27 protein-coding genes are annotated in these 21,584 nt (G+C 31.5%); 19 read left to right on the top strand and 8 right to left on the bottom strand.

Features of this window, described 5'->3' with window-relative positions:
- The first annotated feature begins 5 nt into the window (after window positions 1-5).
- The 6 genes from fni (at window position 6) to MEFER_RS05690 (ending at window position 4,912) form a co-directional block, all read left to right on the top strand.
- Window positions 6-1,085 carry a type 2 isopentenyl-diphosphate Delta-isomerase gene (gene fni, locus MEFER_RS05715; RefSeq protein ID WP_015791668.1) on the top strand — a complete coding sequence of 360 codons (1,080 nt, stop codon included), beginning with the start codon at window positions 6-8 and terminating at the stop codon, window positions 1,083-1,085.
- A 133-nt stretch (window positions 1,086-1,218) separates the two neighbouring features.
- Complete coding sequence (locus MEFER_RS05710; RefSeq protein WP_015791667.1) at window positions 1,219-2,565, top strand: RNase J family beta-CASP ribonuclease; 1,347 nt, start codon at window positions 1,219-1,221, stop codon at window positions 2,563-2,565.
- A gap of 53 nt (window positions 2,566-2,618) precedes the next feature.
- On the top strand, window positions 2,619-3,572 hold the full coding sequence (locus MEFER_RS05705; RefSeq protein WP_015791666.1) for a polyprenyl synthetase family protein: 954 nt from the start codon (window positions 2,619-2,621) through the stop codon (window positions 3,570-3,572).
- A gap of 23 nt (window positions 3,573-3,595) precedes the next feature.
- Window positions 3,596-4,078 (top strand): DUF2118 family protein, encoded by a 483-nt coding sequence (locus tag MEFER_RS05700; protein ID WP_015791665.1) that lies wholly within the window; start codon window positions 3,596-3,598, stop codon window positions 4,076-4,078.
- Between the two features lie 22 nt (window positions 4,079-4,100).
- A complete protein-coding gene (locus tag MEFER_RS05695; protein ID WP_048056347.1) occupies window positions 4,101-4,388 on the top strand; it encodes a DUF749 domain-containing protein in 288 nt (95 codons plus the stop codon).
- On the top strand, window positions 4,385-4,912 hold the full coding sequence (locus tag MEFER_RS05690) for a DUF2096 domain-containing protein (RefSeq protein ID WP_015791663.1): 528 nt from the start codon (window positions 4,385-4,387) through the stop codon (window positions 4,910-4,912). Before MEFER_RS05695 ends, MEFER_RS05690 begins: the two co-directional genes overlap by 4 nt.
- A 19-nt stretch (window positions 4,913-4,931) precedes the next feature.
- On the opposite strand, the gene MEFER_RS05685 is transcribed toward MEFER_RS05690, so the two are convergent.
- The 6 genes from MEFER_RS05685 to MEFER_RS05675 form a co-directional block, all read right to left on the bottom strand.
- Window positions 4,932-5,621, bottom strand: a complete 690-nt coding sequence (locus MEFER_RS05685; protein ID WP_015791662.1) for a V4R domain-containing protein — start codon at window positions 5,619-5,621, stop codon at window positions 4,932-4,934.
- A 20-nt stretch (window positions 5,622-5,641) separates the two neighbouring features.
- Entirely contained in the window at window positions 5,642-6,043 is a 402-nt protein-coding gene (locus MEFER_RS08555) for a helix-turn-helix domain-containing protein (protein WP_245527776.1), read from the bottom strand.
- Window positions 6,007-6,486 carry a hypothetical protein gene (locus tag MEFER_RS08550; protein WP_245527802.1) on the bottom strand — a complete coding sequence of 160 codons (480 nt, stop codon included), beginning with the start codon at window positions 6,484-6,486 and terminating at the stop codon, window positions 6,007-6,009. Before MEFER_RS08550 ends, MEFER_RS08555 begins: the two co-directional genes overlap by 37 nt.
- Window positions 6,487-6,608: 122 nt before the next feature.
- Window positions 6,609-6,773 carry an FIST N-terminal domain-containing protein gene (locus MEFER_RS08675; protein ID WP_281034133.1) on the bottom strand — a complete coding sequence of 55 codons (165 nt, stop codon included), beginning with the start codon at window positions 6,771-6,773 and terminating at the stop codon, window positions 6,609-6,611.
- A 123-nt stretch (window positions 6,774-6,896) separates the two neighbouring features.
- Window positions 6,897-7,202, bottom strand: a complete 306-nt coding sequence (locus tag MEFER_RS08670) for an FIST N-terminal domain-containing protein (RefSeq protein WP_015791661.1) — start codon at window positions 7,200-7,202, stop codon at window positions 6,897-6,899.
- 67 nt (window positions 7,203-7,269) lie between these two features.
- Window positions 7,270-7,800 carry a hypothetical protein gene (locus MEFER_RS05675; protein ID WP_015791660.1) on the bottom strand — a complete coding sequence of 177 codons (531 nt, stop codon included), beginning with the start codon at window positions 7,798-7,800 and terminating at the stop codon, window positions 7,270-7,272.
- Between the two features lie 141 nt (window positions 7,801-7,941).
- Between MEFER_RS05675 and MEFER_RS05670 the strand changes: the two genes are divergently transcribed.
- The 5 genes from MEFER_RS05670 to MEFER_RS05650 all read left to right on the top strand — a co-directional run bounded on the left by MEFER_RS05670 (window position 7,942) and on the right by MEFER_RS05650 (window position 12,800).
- Window positions 7,942-9,417 carry a methyl-accepting chemotaxis protein gene (locus MEFER_RS05670; RefSeq protein WP_015791659.1) on the top strand — a complete coding sequence of 492 codons (1,476 nt, stop codon included), beginning with the start codon at window positions 7,942-7,944 and terminating at the stop codon, window positions 9,415-9,417.
- Window positions 9,418-9,719: 302 nt separating this feature from the next.
- Window positions 9,720-10,757: a CheF family chemotaxis protein gene (locus MEFER_RS05665; RefSeq protein WP_015791658.1), complete on the top strand. Its 1,038-nt coding sequence runs from the start codon at window positions 9,720-9,722 to the stop codon at window positions 10,755-10,757.
- Window positions 10,758-10,875: 118 nt separating this feature from the next.
- Window positions 10,876-11,250 (top strand): response regulator, encoded by a 375-nt coding sequence (locus tag MEFER_RS05660; protein ID WP_015791657.1) that lies wholly within the window; start codon window positions 10,876-10,878, stop codon window positions 11,248-11,250.
- A gap of 128 nt (window positions 11,251-11,378) precedes the next feature.
- Window positions 11,379-12,134, top strand: coding sequence for a chemotaxis protein CheC (locus MEFER_RS05655; protein ID WP_015791656.1), 756 nt, complete (start codon window positions 11,379-11,381; stop codon window positions 12,132-12,134).
- A 54-nt stretch (window positions 12,135-12,188) separates the two neighbouring features.
- Window positions 12,189-12,800 carry a chemotaxis protein CheC gene (locus MEFER_RS05650; protein ID WP_048056346.1) on the top strand — a complete coding sequence of 204 codons (612 nt, stop codon included), beginning with the start codon at window positions 12,189-12,191 and terminating at the stop codon, window positions 12,798-12,800.
- 2 nt (window positions 12,801-12,802) lie between these two features.
- On the opposite strand, the gene MEFER_RS05645 is transcribed toward MEFER_RS05650, so the two are convergent.
- Entirely contained in the window at window positions 12,803-13,663 is an 861-nt protein-coding gene (locus tag MEFER_RS05645) for a CheR family methyltransferase (protein WP_015791654.1), read from the bottom strand.
- Window positions 13,664-13,956: 293 nt separating this feature from the next.
- On the opposite strand from MEFER_RS05645, the gene dnaG reads away from it, so the two are divergent.
- From dnaG to MEFER_RS05605, 8 genes are all read left to right on the top strand, one after another.
- Window positions 13,957-15,180: a DNA primase DnaG gene (gene dnaG, locus MEFER_RS05640; RefSeq protein WP_015791653.1), complete on the top strand. Its 1,224-nt coding sequence runs from the start codon at window positions 13,957-13,959 to the stop codon at window positions 15,178-15,180.
- Window positions 15,173-15,478, top strand: coding sequence for a UPF0058 family protein (locus MEFER_RS05635; RefSeq protein ID WP_015791652.1), 306 nt, complete (start codon window positions 15,173-15,175; stop codon window positions 15,476-15,478). The genes dnaG and MEFER_RS05635 overlap by 8 nt, the downstream gene beginning before the upstream one ends.
- A gap of 18 nt (window positions 15,479-15,496) precedes the next feature.
- Window positions 15,497-16,363 carry an ATP phosphoribosyltransferase gene (gene hisG, locus MEFER_RS05630; RefSeq protein ID WP_048056345.1) on the top strand — a complete coding sequence of 289 codons (867 nt, stop codon included), beginning with the start codon at window positions 15,497-15,499 and terminating at the stop codon, window positions 16,361-16,363.
- A gap of 142 nt (window positions 16,364-16,505) precedes the next feature.
- The gene (gene rpl7ae, locus MEFER_RS05625) at window positions 16,506-16,859 is read left to right on the top strand and encodes a 50S ribosomal protein L7Ae (protein WP_015791650.1); all 354 of its coding nucleotides are present in this window, start codon (window positions 16,506-16,508) and stop codon (window positions 16,857-16,859) included.
- 101 nt (window positions 16,860-16,960) lie between these two features.
- Entirely contained in the window at window positions 16,961-17,188 is a 228-nt protein-coding gene (locus MEFER_RS05620; RefSeq protein ID WP_015791649.1) for a 30S ribosomal protein S28e, read from the top strand.
- 47 nt (window positions 17,189-17,235) lie between these two features.
- Window positions 17,236-17,442 (top strand): 50S ribosomal protein L24e, encoded by a 207-nt coding sequence (locus MEFER_RS05615; RefSeq protein WP_015791648.1) that lies wholly within the window; start codon window positions 17,236-17,238, stop codon window positions 17,440-17,442.
- A 72-nt stretch (window positions 17,443-17,514) separates the two neighbouring features.
- The gene (locus MEFER_RS05610; RefSeq protein ID WP_015791647.1) at window positions 17,515-18,603 is read left to right on the top strand and encodes a DNA cytosine methyltransferase; all 1,089 of its coding nucleotides are present in this window, start codon (window positions 17,515-17,517) and stop codon (window positions 18,601-18,603) included.
- A gap of 165 nt (window positions 18,604-18,768) precedes the next feature.
- Window positions 18,769-19,200 (top strand): RecB-family nuclease, encoded by a 432-nt coding sequence (locus tag MEFER_RS05605; RefSeq protein WP_015791646.1) that lies wholly within the window; start codon window positions 18,769-18,771, stop codon window positions 19,198-19,200.
- 1 nt (window position 19,201) lies between these two features.
- On the opposite strand, the gene MEFER_RS05600 is transcribed toward MEFER_RS05605, so the two are convergent.
- Entirely contained in the window at window positions 19,202-21,484 is a 2,283-nt protein-coding gene (locus MEFER_RS05600; RefSeq protein WP_015791645.1) for a DHH family phosphoesterase, read from the bottom strand.
- Window positions 21,485-21,584: the final 100 nt, after the last annotated feature.

Raw genomic sequence — 21,584 nt, 5'->3', positions numbered from 1 at the left:
AAATTATGGTTGATAACAGAAATGAAATAGAAGTTAGAAAATTGGAGCATATATTTTTATGTAATTATTGTGATGTTGAATACAAAAAAACAACACTGTTAGAAGATATTGAGCTAATTCATAAAGGAACATGTGGAATAAATTTTTATGATATAGAAACAGAAACAAAATTGTTTGGAAAAAAACTATCTGCCCCAATTATTGTCTCTGGTATTACTGGGGGGCATAGTAAGGCAAAAGAGATAAATAAAAACATTGCCAAAGCTGTTGAAGAACTCGGCTTAGGAATGGGTGTTGGCTCACAAAGGGCAGCTATTATTAATGATGATTTAATAGACACCTACAGCGTTGTTAGAGATTACACAAATAATTTAGTTATAGGCAATTTAGGGGCGGTTAATTTTATCGTTGATAATTGGGATGAGGAGGTTGTAGATAAAGCAGTTGAAATGATAGATGCCGATGCTATGGCTATACACTTCAACCCATTACAAGAGGTTATACAGCCAGAGGGCGATTTAAACTTTAAAAATTTAGATAAACTTAAAGAAATCATCTCAAACTACAAAAAAAGCTATAAAAATATCCCATTTATTGCTAAACAAGTTGGTGAGGGTTTTTCAAAAGAGGATGCCTTAATATTAAAAGATATTGGCTTTGATGCAATTGATGTTCAAGGAAGTGGAGGCACTTCATGGGCAAAGGTTGAAATATATAGGGTTAAAGATGAAAAAATAAAAAATCTACTTGAAAAATTTGCTAATTGGGGCATTCCTACTGCCGCATCAATATTTGAAGTAAAAAGTGTTTATGATGGTATAGTTATCGGCTCTGGTGGGATAAGAGGAGGTTTGGATATAGCCAAATGCATAGCAATTGGTTGCGATTGCTGTGCTGTTGCTCTACCCATATTAAAAGCAAGTTTAAAAGGGTGGGAAGAAGTTGTTAAGGTATTGGAGGAATATATAAAAGAGTTAAAGATAGCTATGTTTTTAGTTGGAGCTGAAAATATTGAAGAGCTTAAAAAAACACCTTATATTGTTAAAGGAACTCTAAAAGATTGGATTAATCAGAGATTGAAATAAATTATATTGTTAGTTATTGTTATTGCATTTATTTATTTTTATCTTAGAGGTTAGTCTGTAAATTAATTTTAAACAACCAAATATTTACAGACATAAATATAAAATTTCAAATAAAATTAAAGGATGTGATAAGGTGAAACTAGAGATTATTGCAATTGGTGGTTATGAAGAAGTTGGAAGAAATATGACGGCTGTTAATGTAGATGGAGAAATTATAATATTAGATATGGGAGTTAGATTAGATAGGGTCTTAATTCATGAAGATACTGACATATCAAAACTTCACAGCTTAGAGTTGATTGAGAAGGGTATAATCCCAAACGATACAGTTATGAAAAATATTGAAGGAGAGGTTAAGGCAATAGTTTTATCCCACGGGCATTTAGACCACATAGGGGCAGTTCCAAAATTAGCTCACAGATACAACGCTCCAATCATCGGAACTCCATATACAATTGAGCTGGTTAAGAGAGAAATTTTGAGTGAGAAGAAGTTTGATGTTAGAAATCCATTAATTGTTTTAAATGCTGGAGAATCAATTGATTTAACTCCAAACATAACATTAGAGTTTATTAGAATAACTCACAGTATTCCAGACGCTGTTTTACCAGTTTTACACACCCCTTACGGAGCAATAGTTTATGGAAATGATTTTAAATTAGATAACTTTCCAGTTGTTGGGGAAAGACCAGATTACAAGGCAATAAAAAGAGTTGGTAAAAATGGAGTTCTCTGCTTTATATCCGAAACTACGAGGATAAATCACGAAGGAAAAACTCCACCAGAGATTATTGCCTCTGGTTTATTAAAAAATGATTTATTGGCAGCAGATAATGACAAAAATGGTGTAGTTGTAACTACCTTCTCCTCTCATATTGCAAGAATAAAATCTATTACCGATATAGCTGAAAAGATGGGAAGAACTCCAGTTTTATTGGGAAGAAGTATGATGAGATATTGTGGAATAGCCCAAGATATTGGCTTAGTTAAATTCCCAGAGGATTTAAGAATTTATGGTGACCCAAGTTCAATAGAAATGGCTTTAAAGAATATTGTTAAAGAAGGTAAAGAAAAATATTTGATAATAGCTACTGGGCATCAGGGAGAAGAGGGGGCTGTGTTATCAAGAATGGCTACAAACAAAACACCTTACAAGTTTGATAAATATGATTGCGTTGTATTCTCAGCAGACCCAATCCCAAACCCAATGAACGCTGCTCAAAGATACATGTTAGAGTCAAGGTTAAAGTTGTTGGGCGTTAGAATATTTAAAGGAGCTCACGTTTCAGGACACGCTGCAAAAGAAGACCATAGAGATATGTTGAGGTGGCTGAATCCAGAGCACATCATCCCTTCACATGGAGACTTTAACTTAACTGCTGAATATACAAAATTAGCTGAAGAAGAAGGATATAGATTGGGGGAAGATGTCCATCTATTGAGAAATGGGCAGTGCCTAAGCTTTGAAAGAATCATTTAAATTTTAATTTTTAAAATTAAAAATAATTTAAAAAATAATTAAATGGTGAGAGTATGCTCTTTGATAAAAATATATTACAAAAAATTGATGAAGAGCTAAAAACTTATGTAGATAAGGATGACAAGCTATATAACGCTTCAAAACATCTTCTATTTGCTGGAGGAAAAAGGATTAGACCATATTTAGCGGTTGTAACATACATGTTAAAAAAAGATGATATTGAAGAAGTTTTGCCAGCTGCTGCAGCTGTTGAACTAATTCACAACTATACATTGATACATGATGACATAATGGATCACGATGATGAAAGGAGGGGAAAGCCAACAGTTCACGTTGTTTTTGGAGAACCTATGGCTATATTGGCTGGAGATTTATTGTATGCTAAAGCTTTTGAGGCAGTTTCAAAAATAAAAGATAATAAAAAAGCTCATGAAGTTTTAAAAATCTTATCAAAGGCGTGTGTTGAGGTTTGTGAAGGACAGGCAATGGACATGGAGTTTGAAAACTACTACCCAACAATGGATGAATACTTAGAAATGATTAGAAAAAAGACTGGAGCTTTATTGGAAGCTTCAGTTGAGATTGGGGCAGTTATGGCAGATTGCAATGAAGAGGAACGAAATGCCTTAAAAGAATATGCAAAAAGAATAGGGTTGACGTTCCAAATACAGGATGATGTTTTAGATTTAATCGGAGATGAGAAAAAGTTAGGTAAGCCAGTTGGAAGTGATATAAGGGAAGGAAAGAAAACTATAATTGTTATTCACGCATTAAAAACATTGGATGAGGATAAAAAGAAAAGATTGCTAAATATTTTGGGAAATAAAGATATTAAAGATGAGGAGATTAAAGAGGCTATTGAGATATTGAAGCCTTCTATTGAATATGCAAAAGAACTTATGAAGCAAAAAACAGAGGAAGCTAAGGAATATTTAAAGATATTTGATAAAGATAGAAGAAAAGTTTTAGAAGATTTGGCAGATTTCATAATAAGTAGAATATATTAAATTAAATTATATTAGGTGGAAGAATGAGAATTCCTAAGCTTTATGTTGAAAACGCTGAAAAACATGAGGGTAGAAAGGTTGTTATTGAAAATGAAGGAAAGGTTATAAAATTTTTAGATAAAGATGAAGAATACAATGGAGAAGGAAAAGTTTTATATCAAGTTATATACGATGACTTTGACAACTATGTATTGATGGGGCAAACTACAAGAGATATGCTCATTGAATATGAGGTTGGAGGGGTTAAGCAACTAACCTATGTCAAAAAAGGAACGAGATTGTTGGAAATCCCTGCTGAAGGCTATAAAGTATATCCGATTGTAGATTTTGGTTGTAGAATTTTGGAGGGGCATAGGATAGCTGCTTTGCAGAGTAGGAAAGGAGATATAAGGTTTGTCAATACTCCAGTTAATGGGATTGTATTGTTTTTAAAAGAAGTTCCTGCAAAGAGAGAAAACTATGTATTTTATATACTACCAGAGGAAGAAATTAAGTTTGAAGAATAAATATACTTTGGGGGTATTTGAAATGGAGTTTGTTGCCACGCTAATATCGATATTAACAGTTAAAGATGCCTTAAATAGTGAGATGGAAAACTTTATTAGAGTTAGGGCAGCTATTGAGAAAAGAGAGTTAAAAGATGATGATAAAGTAGCAATCTTTAATATAAACTCAACAACAAGTTATCAGGTATTTTTTATAGATGAAAATACAGACATAGAGAAATTAAAAGAAGAGTTTAAAAAGATGAATGTTAGAATTAATTATGATAGCGAAGAAGTTTTAAAAAGATACATTGAGAGGTTAAGGAAATGAAAGATGCAAGAAATTTAGATAAGCAGTGGGTTGTATTGTCTGAGTTATCAGCTGAATTGGTTGGCAGAGGGGTTAAAGTTCCTGAAACAGTATTTGAAAAACTTAGATTAGCTAATGCCCTCCTTTCATATTACATTTTAGATCCGCATGCCTCAGTAAATGTATTATCAGATGTTGAAAGAGAGCTAAATTTTGTTCAATCCCAATTATTCAGCTTATGTGATGTTGAATTAACTGAAAAATATTTAAATAAAATGATGAAAGCTGTTAGAGGAGAGCTTGACGTTAAATTTCCATTAAGTAAAAGTAAATACAATAAAGAAGTAAAAAAGAGAGGAAGAGTTGAATCCGTAAGAATAAAGCTAAAAAAAGAAATACAAATTGAAAGATTGGGAGATTTAGGAGAGTGGCATGGAGTTATATTTGAATACAGTGATGAGAAGGATAAAGTAGTTATTGAAGGTAGTATGGAGAGAGTTAAAAAAGCTTTAAAAGACTTTGCAATCCTGTGGAAAGAAGATTAACAACATAACATTAACAAAATTACAACCTTATTGATTTTTCTGCAATAAATAAACAGTATGGATCACCAACAGCTTGACATTTTTTTTCAACAACATCAACAATATATCTTCTCTCTGTTATATTTTCTAAACACCCAGCTATAAATCCTGCTGTTAAATAGCAAATTGGTTCTGATGCGCTGCAATTTATAGACTCTTTGTTATTTTTAACAATAACAACTAAAGGCTCAGATTTCTCAACAATGGTTTCCCCAAACTCTTTACTCATAAAATTTATCATGTCATCATAGGTATTTAGTCCCAATTTCAGTGCATAATCTTTACCAATATCATAAAAAACTTTTTTAATATTATTTCCCATGTAGAATTTCCTCAAATATTCTTTTATATATGCAACAATGGAAGGGGTATCTACAAAAATACAAAATTCCATTTTTTCTTCTTTTTTAACTTCTTTTTCAGTAGTAACTTTAAGTTTATACTCTTCTTCTTTAAGCTCTCTTTTTAACCCTTCTAAGGGAGGATATGCCTCCAATATTAAATCATGTAACTTTGTTCCTTCTGTTAATTTTAAAATTTCTTTTAACAGTTCTCTATCGTCTTTATATTTTTCCAATAAATTTTTCATCATAGTTAATTTAATACCCATGAACTTTGCCCTATTATCAATAATTCTAAGCATTTCAATAAGTTTCATTGCATTAGTCATTTAAACCACTCATTTTCCTTTTATAGTCTTTTTAGTACCATCTCCCTTCCAGCTTTTTTAACTTTATACTCCTTATCCATTTCCTCATCAATCTTTTTTAATGCATCTTTTAAATCATCAATGTCTATATAATATTTTTCGGTTACATCTATATACTTTACTACTTCTTTATCTTGTAATTTCTTCAATATATCCTTAAGCCTATCCACAGGAATATTCGTTGCCTTCGATAATTCATTTATATCTAACTTATTATTGATTAAATTGACAATAACCTCAATTTCTTCATCAGTAAAATCAAAATACTTTAACGCTTCCCTCCAATCTATATACCCCTCCTCCAATTCAAACACAACACCAGTGAATGATATATTGTTATGTAATCTTATAATATCTTTAGATATTGTTTCTCCATAAGCCACCCAACCAATGCAATCATCTCCGAGAACATATTCCTCAATTTTTTTGTATCATTGTAAAAATCCGATAAATATGGAAGAGATTCTTTTTCAAACTTCCTATATAATGGATTTTTAAGAATTTCAATTCCATAGCCTTGATTTATAAAGATTAATGGATTTTTATACTCCTTCTTAATTTCCAATACCCTATCATAAATTGCCCTAACTATCTTTTCCAAATCAGTTCTCATCAATACCATAAACATTCCTTCTGGAATTTCCCTCCTAAATATTAACTTATCGCCATCAGAAGCTTCCAAAAATGCAGTTATTACATTTCCAAACATGTCTATAAAGCCCAATGGATGGATAAAATATATACTAAATTTTAATTTATGAATCCTACCAATATCGAGATATTTCTCAACGATGTTTATTGGTAGTTTTGTGTATTCGGAGATCATTTCTAAGTATCTTTGGTAGGCTGGTTTGTTATCTAGCTCGTAAACTACTCTACCTTCTGATTTTGTAACTCTTGCATATACGTTTGTTGGTTCATACCCATGTCCGTAAATTACATCGAATTTTAATTTCCACCAACAACTCCAAAAACGCAGGAATTCCTAACAACCTCTCCCTTATATATCTGGAAAAAATTTTCAAACGAACTATCATCTCCTGCAGTTCCACCAACAATTGAAAATCCTAACTCCCCTCCTAATGCGTTCAATATTTCTTGCTCGTGATCCATATGCCAATCAAAAAATACGAATCCAACAAATTTATCTTCTATACTTAACGAATATGCGTATTTTCCCCAAGAGTGTTTTTATTTCATTTGCTATTTCTATTCCTGTTTTTCTTGGATCGTCGCCTATTTTTTACAGGCAGTTGCATACTTAAAAGTTCCGTCAAAGGCTAAAATTAAAACCCCATCCTTTTTTATATACTTGTTTCCTACAAACGTCCCCCCAGCAGAACATCCAACAAGCCCATCCAAAGAAATATGTTCTTGCATTCCTTCAAAAACTTTTTTTAACTTATCTTCATCAAATACAGTGGTAATAAATATTATTAAAGACGGATTACCCACATTTTCCTTAATCCTCTTCCCAATTTTTAACCCATCCTCATAAGGATTTTTTATTTTCTCATGAATGTATAGTTTTTGCACAGGCATTACAGACACCAAAAATCGTAAATTTTACATAACAAATATATTACATTGATAAACTAAGTATATAAATTTATCCAATTCTACTTATCATTTTATCAATTTCTAGTAGCAATTCTTTTAACCTATTTTCTAATGCCTGATTTTTATTAATTAACTCATTAACTCTATTCTTGTTATCATTAACAATGGCAAAAACTTTTTCAAATTCAGATATCGCCTCATTCGCTGTATTGGTATTAACAACTTTTAGCTTAGATACAACATCATCTAATTTAAAAATTGATTCTGAATGTTTATCAATTTCTGAATTTAAGCTTTTCGTTATTTTTTCGACGTTATCAATTACATGCGTTAAATTTTCCAAATTTTCTACAAACTTTTCAAGAATTATTGGATCGATTTCTGAACCGTTTTCGTACCTTTTTACCATTAAATAGTATTTTTCATCTATAATATTTAAAGTTTTTTCAACATTATCCAATACTGATGACAATTGATCTATTAAATTGGCCATCTCCTCATTACTTTTTCTAAAATCTTTGGCACTTTTTAGTAAATATTCAATAGACTCGTGTAAGTTTATATTAGCATCACTTTCCATGATAAGCACCTCAATTTTTACAGTGTTTATTTGTATGTTAAATATATATATTACTTGCTAACTATATACTATATATCTATATACAAGGAGGGTATGTTGCTATTAGTTATTTGTATGTAGTTGTGAACAGGGGTGAAAGAAATGAAATTCAATATTAAAACTATTATCCTTTCAATAATTGGGGCTTATATTGCAATGATAATTCTGTTTTCGATTTTATTGTATTTGTCAGGAGGAGATGTATCTAAATTGGTAATCATATTCGATGTATTGGCGTTAATTTTAAGTGGAATTTTTATAATAATGATGAAAAAAATAGTATTTGATCCATTAAAAGAACTTGAAAGAGTTACAGAAGAATTTGCTAAAGGTTCTTTAGATGTAAAAAGAGATAAGAGAGTAAAATTTAGTAAAGATAACGAGATTGGAAGAGTCTATTATAATGTGAAAGAAATATATTTTAACTTCAAGAAAACCATTGATGAGCTTAATGAAAGTAGAGAAGGTTTAAGAAAGTTAATGAAAGAAATTCAAAAGGTTATGAGTGCTGTAATTGAAGGAGATTTGACTGCAAGAATGGATGAAAGTGGAAAAAGAAATAAAATACAAAAAACCATTAATAGAGCTCTTGATAAGCTTTCAACAATGATATTTGAATTAATGCAGAGTGTTGCCAAATTAAATAAGGAAATTAAAAGAGTTGAAGAAGGGATTGAAGTAGTAAAAGAAACCTCTGACCAAATAGCAGACGCTGCTCAACAAGTTGCTACTGCAGCTACTGACCAGTCAAATAAACTTCAAGATTTAACTCAGGAGTTGGAGCATACTGTACAACTCTCAGATGAAACCTTAAAAGCTGCTGAAGAGGGAGTTTCAGCAATTAATGAAGTAGAAGAAAAATCAGATGAAGGGGTTAAGAACGTTGAAAATGCAATCGAAACAATGCAAAGAATAGCCAACGTTATCGACGAATTAGGTAGAGCTTTAGAAGATTTGGGTAAGAAAAGCCAAAAAATCAACGAAATTACTGCTTTAATTAAAGATATTGCCGAACAAACTGGTTTGTTAGCTTTAAACGCTTCTATTGAAGCTGCAAGGGCTGGAGAGGCGGGAAGAGGTTTCGCAGTCGTTGCGAGTGAAATCAAAAACCTTGCTGAGGAAATAGGAAAGTCAATTGAAGACATCAACAGAACGGTTGAAGAAATTAGAAAAGCTCTCGATAAGACTATCGATTTAGGATTAACTGGAAAGAATGAAGTGGATAAAGGAGTTGTAGTGATAGATGAGGTTAATAAAGCATTCTTAAAGATCAAAGAAGCTGTTGATAAAACTAAAGAAGTTATTGAGAATATTAAAAATGCCGCAAAAACTTCTGCAGATGATGTAGAACAGGCTTTAAAACATATTCAAGATATAGCTTCGATATCAGAAGAGTTTGCCGCTACAGCTGAAGAGTTAACAGCATCAACTGAGGAGTTGAATAGAACTATTTCAGAATTTAGAAATGTAATACTCGACTTGAAAAAAACATCTGAAATCGTTGATGAGTTATCACTTAGGTTTAAAATTGATGAAGGAAAAATAAGTAAGCTTGTAAAAGCGAGTAATACACAATAAATCCTTAAATTTGATTTAACTCCTATATATCACAATTTTCCCCTTATAAATTTTAAAAAGATGCGTAAATTATAGATTTTTATATTTTTAAGTAATCTTGTTTTATAATTCTTAACCTCCTTATAATAGTTTAAAGGTTTCTGTCTGGTTAACTATTTATAGAGCTACACTCATATTATTATATTGAAGTATTATCTATAAACTCATCGTTTTTAACAAACATTTACTTCCAAATTTTTATTATTATGATTTTAAAATTTAACAAATTGTGCTGTCATGGTAAATAAAGATTGGTGATTAGAATGGCTGATAAATCTAAAGAAATTGCAACATTTCACGGAAAAGGAATTTTAATAAATCAATATACAATAAAAAAACCTACATTAAAATGGGAAAAGCTTGATATAATATTGTATGAGGATAGCATTGAATTTAAATTCTTAAACAAATCAATAAAAGTAGATATCCAGTATATAGAAGACGTAGGTGCAGAATTACCAAGAAGAGTTATAGAAATTGCCAAATCATCCTTGGAAGATATAACCTACCACTCTTCAATAATTTTCCAACTGCCTGAATCAGATAAAACAATGATTGGATTTGCTCCAGAAACATCAATATACGGAAGAAAACCTATAGAAAACTTCTTAAGAAAGCTTTTTTATGTCTTATTGAATAAGAAAGAAATAAAAGTCCAATATGGAGCTATAAAAGGAGGTAGTATCGACCCAAATGTTAAATGGGAAGATGGCTATTTAATATTTGTTAAAACAAAGAGTACATTAGCTGGTGGAGAAATACTAGCTGTAGCTGCTTTAGAAGGTGGAAAGCCAAAAATCTACAATTTGTTTTCAAATATTGAATCCATAAGAATAAAAACTAAAGTTATAGACGATAAAGAAGAGGAAGTTTTAGAAATAAAACAAATAAAAGGCGGAGAAAGCATAACATCTTATTTATATATTCAGCCAAGAGAGAGATTATTTGTGCTTAGATACATTGCAACACTAACCAAATACAAAAACGCTGTAAAAGATTTACTACCAAAATCAGAAGATGAAGTAACTTCAGAATTTGCAGCTGAAAGCTGGTCTGGAGAAAAAATAAAAAGTGAAATTGAAAAATTAACCCCTGAAGAGCAAGAGATATTAATGTCTTTATACACAGGAATCTCTTCACTTGAACTTCCAAGCATGTTAAACATGGACGTTGACGAAGTGGAAAGAATATTAGATAACTTAATAGAAAAAGGGCTATTAGATCTCGTTAGAATTAGAAAAGAAGTAGAATTATCTGAAAAAGGTAGGGCAATAACCAACTATATCGTAACAAACTTCTAAAAATATTTAAATCTCATTTTAATATTGGTTGTTATTGATTTTGCTAAAGTATATAAAATACTGCAATACTTTATATATACTAAATAACAATTCTCTAAAAGCCAAATATGGTGGTAACATGGCAAATATAGTAAAAACATTAGTTGTAGATGACTCTGCATTTATGAGAAACATTTTGAAGAGAATATTAACACCAACAGGTAAATTTGTGGTTGTTGGAGAAGCCTCAAATGGTAAAGAAGCTATTGAAAAAGCTAAAGAACTAAAACCAGATTTGATAACAATGGATATTGTTATGCCAGAAATGGACGGTATTACTGCCACAAGAGAAATTAAACAGATTCTACCAGACGTAAAAGTTGTTATGTGTACTTCAGTCGACCAAGAAAAGAAAGTTATTGAAGCCATTGAAGCTGGTGCAGAGGGATACATTGTAAAACCATTTCAAGCTCAAAAAGTTCTTGAAGAGTTAAATAAACTTTTCCCTGATTAATTTATTTTTTCTTATGTTATTTTGTTATTAGGGTTATCATTTTAGTGATATTTAATGATAAATGTATTACAATATACGCCAAAGAGCTATAAAAAGTATTACAAAAATATTTACAACGTGTGAGATGCATGAAATACAAAAATATTGAGATTTCTCCAAGATCTTGGGAAGTTATAATCAAAACCATCATTGGGACTACATTGGGGGATTATGAAATGACATCGAATACTGCAATTATTAACAATTTTGATTTAGATAAGCTAAGTAAAATTGAAAATGTGGGAAAATACGCCTCAGAAAAAGCTATGAAATTTATCACTGAAATGACTGGATACTCAGCTGAATTGAAGGTATTCAATATTAGATTAATTACTCCAAAAGAGATAAAAGAAGAGTATGGGGAAGAGAAAAAAATATTTACAAAAATTGATTTTTCAGGAGATATTAGCGGAACAGGTTTGTTGATCTTCTCTGAAGATTCTGCTGTAGAACTTTCTAAAGCTATGCTTTTAGGAATGGGAATGGAATCAGATAGTGACGAAATGGATGAGATGAAAATCTCAGCTATTAATGAAATATGCAATATATTAATATCTGCCTATGTGGATTCATTTGCAAACTTTATAAATACTTCATTAAATATGACCCCTCCATCCTATATTGTAGGTTCTGGAAAAGAATTTTTAGAAAAAATTTTCAATGAGAAAAATATAGGGGATGATGACATAATCCTGGCCTTTAGGTCTACACTGCATATATGCGAAGTAGGAACTGGTTTTGATGTATTGATTGTGTTACCGCACGATTCAATAAATATACTATTTGAGAGTATGAATAAAAATGAAGTTAATGATAAATTAAGTGCAAAATATGAAGGGCAATAATTTTCTTATTTTTACTCTTTTTATTTTAACAATATAATGCCAAAAGTGATGAATATGAGTTTACTACAACCCATCCATAAGCTAATAGACATTAGTAAAGAAGCTACCGAAAATATGGCAAAAGCTTTTATGGAATTAACTAGGGAAAATGTTGAAGTATATTTTTTAGGATTGAGGTTTGCATTAGTAGAGTTCGTCCCAGAGCAATTTGGGGATGAACAATATAAAGCCGCAAGAATTGATTTTAGTGGGGTTCTTGACGGTAAAGGACTGATTTTATTGCCTGAGAAAGATTCTGTAAAACTTGAAAAATTAATGCTCATTGACATTCTCTGGGACAGTATGGTTAGTAAAACAGATCTTCCAAACTACGAAGAGATGGAAAGTGCATTAATCGGGGAAGTTGGAAATATCGTAATATCATCATTTTTAAACGTTTTTGCAAATAGGCTTAATGGCACTATTGATATAACTCCCCCAACATTTATAAAAGATATTGGTTTTACAATAGTTGAATCGTTAATTGCTGAAATAGCTGAGAAAACTGATATAGTCATGTTATTTGACACAAAAGTTGAAATTATTGGAAGATTTCCAATAAAATGTTATCTGATAATTACTATCGACCCTGAGTCACTTGAAAGATTGGATAGCATATTTGGCTGAATTTAATTATTATCATTCTCAGGTTTTTGATAAATTCTTTCTCTTGCATTGTATGTTTTAAATAATTTTTTTGCTTCTCCATGAAGTATTTCTGTTTTTCCAAGTATTAAAAATCCACCCGGGTTTAACGCTTCATAAAATTTCAAAAAAAGTTCTTCTTGAATTTTTTTATCGAAGTAAATAATTACATTTCTACACAACACCATATCCATATTTTTTAATGGAGGATCTTTTATAAGGTCGTGATATTGAAACCTTACAAATTTTTTTAGTGTATTTCTTACCATGTACTCATCATCATTAATTTTTATGAAATATTTTTGTACAATATTTGGAGGCAAGTTTTTTAGTTGTTTTGCATGATACACTCCTCTTCTCGCTTTAGCAAGAATTTCCTTATCTATATCCGTGGCTGTTATTGAAACGTTTAACAATTTCCTCTTATGCTTTTCCATAGCTTCACTTATGATGATTGCTATACCATAAGGCTCTTCTCCTGAAGAACATCCTGCACTCCATACCCTTATCATTCTTTTTCTTCTATCAGCCACCCATCCATCAATAATCTTATGTATCTCTTTGTATACTGTAATATCCCTCCAAAATTCCGTAACATTAACCGTTAGAGTTTCTGCCAGTTTTTCATTTTCATCACTATGATTTCTCAAGTATTCATAATATTCCTTAAATGTTTTACATTTTGTGGCTTTCATTCTTACTTTAATTCTTCTCATAACATAACTATCTTTATATTGAGTAACGTCTATTTTTAACACATTTTTAATATGGTTTATTATCCTTTTAAGATACATTTGCTCTATGGCATCAAGTTTCTCATTATTATTTCCTAATCCTATTGCCATACTACCCCATTCTTTTAAGGATTAAACAAATCTTATGTTTTTAAAACCATTATATATAACTTAGCATGGTTTTAACAAAACAATCTAAGGCTGTAAATTGAAAAACAGATAAATATTAAGAAAAAATATCATTAACATCCATAGTTAATTTGATATAATCTTACCTTAGCTCATCCAAATTATAAGTTACTTAAAAATTAAAAAATAATTTTTTATATTTTGATTTCTTTTATTAGATATTGTGAGATTAATCTCACCAATGAGACTGGTAGAATTATTACTGGTGATCATTCATGGATTTAGGAACTACTAAATACATCATTTATGCTGAACTCATTGCTGATGGTTACGTTGAAAAGCATGATGTGATTGGAGCAATATTTGGACAAACGGAAGGGCTTTTAGGAGATGAATTGGATTTGAGAGAACTGCAAAAGACGGGAAGAGTGGGAAGGATAGATGTTGAGTTAACCAACATTAACGGAAAGTCAATAGCTAAGATAACAGTTCCTTCAAGTTTGGACAGGATTGAAACTTCCATCCTGGCCGCTACTTTAGAAACGATAGATAGAGTAGGACCGTGTGTAGCAACAGTAAAAGTAATAGATATTGAAGATGTTAGGAAGAAGAAGAGGGAATATATTGTTGAGAGGGCTAAAGAGATTTTAAAGCAGTTGATGAGCAATATCGATATAAATACAGTTGTTGAAGAAGTCAAAGAAAGCGTAAGGATGGGGGAAATTATTGAATATGGATCTGAAAAACTGCCAGCAGGTCCTGCAGTTGATAGCTCAGATGACATTATAGTTGTTGAAGGTAGGGCAGATGTTCTCAATTTGTTGAGGTGTGGTATTAAAAATGTGATAGCTGTTGAAGGAACCTCTGTCCCAAAAACCATTGTAGAGCTTAGTAAGAAAAGAATAGTAACTGTTTTTACAGATGGGGATAGAGGAGGAGAATTAATCTTAAAAGAGCTTTTACAGGTTTGTGATGTTGATTTTGTGGCAAGAGCTCCACCAGGTAAAGAAGTTGAGGAGCTGTCTAAAAAAGAAATAATGAAATGTTTAAGAAGCAAAGTTCCTGCTGAACATATATTGGCTCAGATATTAAAAGAGAAACAAAAAGTTGAAGTCAATGAAATTAAAGAGGTTGAAACTGAAATTCCTGAAACAAATACAGCCAATAATGAAGTAGGGGTTAAAGTTGAAAGTAATTTATTTAACTTGCCTCCTAAATATAACAAATACCAAAAGTTTTATGAAAAACTTATTAAATTAGAAGATTCCAAGGCATTAATTATCGTCGGAGATAAGGAAGAAGTTGTTGATATTGAAGAATTGATTAACAATATAGATAACTATGAAACCATTGACAAAATCATAATTAACGGAACAGTTACGCAAAAACTTATTGATGTTTTGTATGAAAAGACAAATTTGCTTTTCTGTAAGGATGCAAAAATTATAAAAAAGCCAATAAATTTATCAGTTGTTAGTTTTGGTGATTTAAATGCATAAAGATGAATTAATCCAACTACATCAACTTTTAATATATTTAAGAAAATACATTGAAAAAAAATACAACTGTGAAGATGAGGAATTTAAAGAGTATGATATGTTAAATATTTACCCTCATCATATTCATAGAACTAAGGCAGAGCATATCTATGCCATCTTTTTACTTTCAAGTATTATAGCAAAAATTTTATCGGATAATGGAAAAATTCCAAGAAGTGTTTCAAACTTACTTAGAGTTAGCGGAGATAAAATAAAAAGAGAAATTCAAAGGAAAAGAAGCAAGGTAAAAAACATATAAAATTCTTTAAGTGATAGGATGATAATGTTTGCATTACCAAATAAAGGAAGGATATCAGAGCCTGTATTGAAGGTTTTAGAAAAGGCAGGGTTGAAGATTACTGTAAAAGGAAGAAGTTTATTTGCCAATACTGTAGATGAAAACATTAAAGTGATGTTTGCAAGAGCAAGAGATATTCCAGAATTTGTAGCTGATAGTGTTGCAGATATAGGGGTTACTGGCTATGATTTGGTTTTAGAGAGAAATGTTGAAGATAAAGTTGATTTTCTTTTAGATTTTGGCTTTGGATTTGCAAAATTAGTTTTAGCTGCTCCAGAAAACTCAGAGATAAAAAGCGTTGATGACATAAAAGAAGGAATGAGAGTAGCAACAGAATTTCCAAATCTAACAAGGAAGTATTTTGAAAAATTAAACAAGAAAGTTGAGATAATTGAGCTTAGTGGCGCTACTGAAATAGCTCCATTTATAGGAATTGCTGATTTAATTAGTGATTTAACATCTACAGGGACAACTTTAAGGCTAAACAGATTAAGAATTATAGATGAAATTATTTCCTCAACTACAAGATTGATAGCAAATAAAAACAGCTTAAAAGATAAAGAAAAGAAAGAAAAAATAGACCAAATAGTTATAGCCATAAAAAGTGTTTTATTCGCAGAAACAAAAAGATTAATTATGATGAACGCTCCAAAAGATAAAGTTGAAGAAATTAAAAAACTAATTCCAGGAATGAGTGGCCCAACAGTATCTGAAGTTTTATCTGATGATAATATGGTAGCAATTCATGCAGTTGTAAATGAGGAAGAGATATTTACCTTAGTTCCTAAACTCCATGCTTTAGGAGCGAGAGATATATTGATAGTGCCTATTGAAAGGATATTATAAATATATCCAAAAGTTTTATATACTAAAAGTCAGTATGTTGTTATACCTATTATAAGCCACGATGATACTATAGGGCACAGAAGCCCTGTAGGAGTGGGCAATTCCTCCGGATTGCCCATAAAAGATGAAGGAGGTTGAAAATATGGCAGTTTATGTAAAATTTAAAGTTCCAGAAGACATTCAAAAAGAGTTATTAGACGCAGTAGCAAAAGCACAAAAAATTAAAAAAGGAGCTAACGAAGTTACAAAGGCAGTTGAAAGAGGTATTGCAAAATTAGTTATTATCGCTGAGGATGTTCAACCAGAAGAAGTTGTTGCTCACCTTCCATACTTATGTGAAGAAAAAGGAATTCCTTACGCTTACGTAGCTTCAAAACAAGATTTAGGTAAAGCTGCTGGATTAGAAGTTGCTGCATCATCAGTAGCTATAGTTAACGAAGGAAACGCTGACGAGTTAAAGGCATTAATTGAAAAAATAAATGCTTTGAAACAGTAAATTATTAGAAGCTATTGGCTATTATATTATTATATGGCTACGAAACACTTACAACTTTTTTTATAAATTTTTAAACCTTTGATTATTATTAGGTGATGAGAATGGAAGACGAATTTGTTTATAAAGAAGCAGTAGCTGCTGAAGTTATTGAAGTTATTGGTAGAACAGGAGTTACTGGAGGAATCTTACAAGTTAGATGTAAAATCTTAGGTGGAAAAGATACTGGAAGAGTTTTAGTTAGAAACGTTAAAGGTCCAGTTAAAGTTGGAGACATCATCATGTTAAGAGAAACAGAGAGAGAAGCAAGACCATTAGATAGAAGAAGGTAAATAATATTAATTAAATTATTTTTAAAACACTAATTTAGAGGGATAACATGCCAGAATGGAAAGTATGTAGCTTTTGCGGTTATGAAATTGAACCTGGAAAAGGAAAAATGGTAGTTGAAAGAGACGGGACTGTATTATACTTCTGCTCATCAAAATGTGAGAAAAGCTACAAAATGGGAAGAAACCCAAGAAAGTTAAAATGGACTAAAGTTTACCAAGATTTGAAGGCAGAGTTAAAGAAAGCTCAACAATAAATTAATTGGCTTTTTTAAGACTTATTTAAAATTTTAATTTACATTTTTAAATAACTTCTTATTTTGGTGATAATGTTGAAATTTATTGATCTATTTTGTGGATGTGGGGGATTTTCAAGAGGATTTGTAGAAGAGGGTTTTGAGCCGTTAGTGGCTGTGGAGTTAAATGAAGATGCTGCTTTTTCTTATGCATTAAACTTTAATGGTAAAATATATGAGAAAATAAAACCAGGGGAGTTTAGATTAAAAGAATTAAAGGGTTATGTTGGGATATATCCATTTAAATTTCCATTTGAGGATGAAGATATAAAATGGCTAAAAAAGTTGGGAACTTTAAATGAAAAAACTGAAAAATTAAGTCCTGTTGTTATAAACGATGATATTAGGGAAATTCATTCAATTGAAATAGAAAAATTCTGCAAAAATAAAAAAGTAGATGTTATTATTGGCGGTCCTCCATGTGAAGGATATACTGGGGCTAATCCAAAGAGGGAAAAAAATCCTTATGATAGGTTATATAAAGATGAAACTGGAAGATTAGTTTTAGAATATATAAGGATTGTTGGGGAATTACAGCCAAAAATATTCGTTATGGAAAATGTTCCTGGAATTAAAGAGGTTAGAGGGGAAATAGTTAAGGAATTTAGAGAAGTCGGTTATGAAGATATATACTTTAATACATTAAATGCAGAAGATTACGGAAATCCATCTGTTAGAAGGAGAGTTTTTGTTTCAAATATAGAGATAAAGCCTGAAAAAACTCAACCAAAAACTGTTATTGAGGCAATAGGAGATTTGATGTATAAGGGCAGGGATGTTCCAAATCATGAATTTGCTGCCCTACCTGCAAGGTTCAGGAGGAGGGTTCATAAATTAGGATGGGGAGATGCATTTATCTATTTCAAAGGAGCCAATAGAAGGTTGGGTAATTATATAAGGTTGCATCCACTTAAATTAGCTGAGACTGTTATGGGGAAAAGATATTTCATCCATCCTTATGAAGATAGGTTGTTAACTCCAAGAGAGCAGGCAAGGTTAATGAGCTATCCTGATTACCATTTATTTGCTGGAGGCATAAGGAGCTGTTATAATCAAATTGGAGAAAGTGTTCCAGTCGCTTTAAGTAGAGCTATAGCCAAAGTAGTTAAGGAAAATCTATAAATTTACACCTCCGAGCAAGACGAGGAGGTGTTAGATTTTGATGAACCTTTTACTAAAAGATTCAAGTAGAGTTATCGTTAAGGTAGTTAAGGAAAATTTAAGATAAAAAGATAAATAAATAAAAACTACAAAAAAATTAAAAACAAAAAATTAAAGGTGAGAAAAATGTTTGTTTGCTTACACAATACATACAGTGCTAAGCAGGTAGAGGAGTTCGGAAGAATCGCCTATGGGTTTGATGTTAATACAATAGTCGTAACAAAGGCAACAGCATCAGCTGCTCAAAGTGGAGTTCCAATATTGCATAAGATGGCATACAAGTTAGGAAAGAATGTTTTATTCTTTGAGGAGTTGGATGATGCTATAGAGGTTTTAAGACCTGAGAAAGTATTTTTAATTGGAAATAAAAGTATCTGTGATGAAAAACTAAATATTGAAGAAGTTGGAGAGAATGATTTAGTTGTTTTCTGTGGAGCTTCAACTGGTTTCACAAAATTAGAACTGGAAAAAGGTTTAGGAAGATATATCGTGGAGAATGAGATTGGAGCTTTAGGTAATTTAGCTATCTTCTTACATGAGATGAGTAAAAAAATCTAATTTATTCTTTTGGTTTCATATTTTTGATGATTTCAATAAATCTTCCAATAACCTTATCTCTCAAACCTTCAACGAATTTTAAGCTACCAGCGCACTCATGCCCTCCCCCATCTAAAGATGCCTCAGGAATCTCCTCCATTAACTGCTCAACTATCAAGTTCAAGTTGAAGTTGTACTTTTCATGAACTGCATCTGTAGCTCTAACAACTCCAAAGTCAGGACCGTAAGATAAAGTTATTATTGGCTTATCCTCTCCATATTTTTGAACTATGTAGTCGTGAGCAAATCCAGTGGTTTTTCCTGGAGCTGGGAAAGTGAATTTATGAGCATATTTTTCAACATCTAACGTATTCAAGATAATTCCATTCTCTAAGAATTCTGTTTTTAAAGCTGGAATAACTGCCTTCATCTGCCTTTCAACCATCTTCATAGCCTGCTCATATAATATGTCTATAAGCTCCTCATGCCTACTAAACTCTTTTATATTTGTAGCTAATATATCATCAACAATTCCCTTACCATCCATAAACCTCAAGTAAAATGCCTCAAAGTCCATACATAAAGCTATTTTTTCCAAATACTCCCTATCGTAATCCCTACCCTTACCGTATTTTTTACTCAACTCGTTCAATCTGTCTAATGCTATTTTTATATACTGCTCTGCCTCTTCTCCTTTAGCATGATCTCCAACAACTGCTATTCCTGGAATATGTTTAATTTCATCCTCAACATCTGGATTAATCATTCTTGCTATCTCTGTTCCCAAAACACCAGCAGTTAAGTTGCTATCCCCTCCAACTAAGTATGGATTTACATGGGCATCTACGTAGTCATCAACCTCAACTTTTCCATCAACAACCTCTCCAGGGAAGTGGTGGTCTATTACAATAACCTCTATACCATAAGCCTTTGCCTTAGATATAGCTGGAATATCTTCATCAGTACTTCCATTATCAAGCAATACAATCAAAGGCAGTTTCTGTCCAAATTTCAAAGCATCTTCTATGGAGAATACTAAGTCCTTTGTTACATCCTCTAATTCATAGAATGGTGCTTTTGATGGTCTCCTTTTAAAGAAATGCCATATTGCATCAACATCTATTGCAAATTTATCAATTATTGGGAGTATAGCCTTTTCTAAAGCAATTCCTCCACAATAACCATCTGTATCTGCATGATGTCTAATAATTATTGGTCTCCCATCTAAAACTGCCTTTCTAATCCTTTTAGCAACATCTGCCATTTTTGGTCTTAATCTCTCTAAGATTTCGCTTTTAACTAAGAATGGTATATTCTTAGCTGGCTCTGCCCTTCTATCAATCTCTTCCTCTATTTTCTTCTTAATCTCCTCAGCCTCTTCCCCTTCCAATTTTTGAAGCTTTATCCTTTCAATCTGTAATCTTCCATCCCTTATTGTAACTCTCCCTATAACATCAACAATATCTCCAACCTTAACTTCTGGATGGGCCCTCAAACCAGCTATTTCTAAAGCAGCTACCCAGGCAAAGTCCGTTCCATCCGTTACTGTAAATACCGTAGGTCCTGGAGTCTGGACGATTTGAACAACTTCTCCCTTTATATGAACTACTTGGTCTTTCATCTCAACTAAATTTTGAGATATATCTTTTATATTGGTTAAAGGAATCTCCTTCTCATACTTAACTAAATCATAAGTTGTTAGTGGGATATATTTAAAGTCAATTTCCCTCTTTTCAGGCCTTACATCAATTGCTTGAACTATTATTTCATCACCAATATTTAAATTCTCCAATTTTAAGCTTATCATATCCCTTGGTCTTAAAAGACCCCTAACTTGCTCATTTAAATTAATAAAAGCCCCATATTTTTCAATTCTTGTAACGACTCCTTTGTAAAATTTACCTGGTTCAACATCATGGAACGTGGCAAGTTCATCGAATACATATACATTTCTCAATCCTTTTTTCCTCTCCTCTTCCTCTTTTAAACACTTATCACATAACGTTCTATCTTTAAAGTCAGGATACTTACCAATAACTGCTCCACATCTGTCACATTTAACTACCTTTCCACTACCTCCACAAAAATCACATTTTGCATAAATAGGAACTTTTCCTGTTCCTTTACATTTTGGACAAGGTATTTCTCCATAATCCAAATCATAAGTAGCTCTTTTAGAAACTCTTTTCATGTGTTGTTTTGGTGAAAATTCATCTATAAATCCAGTTCCTTCACATACAGGACATGTTTTATATTTAACTACTTTTTTTCCAGTTCCATCACAAATTGGACATTTTTCTATCATATTCTCCCTCAAAATAATTATAAAATAGGCTAATAGCTTTAAATTTGTTTTATTTTGCTCTTTTAATTTTATATTAAAAATAGCATCATCATGTAATTAT

This window comes from Methanocaldococcus fervens AG86, assembly GCF_000023985.1.
Lineage (GTDB): Archaea > AGJL01 > Methanococci > Methanococcales > Methanocaldococcaceae > Methanocaldococcus > Methanocaldococcus fervens.
Note: the sequence above shows the minus strand (reverse complement) of the source record. Positions and strands in the feature narration are given on the sequence as shown.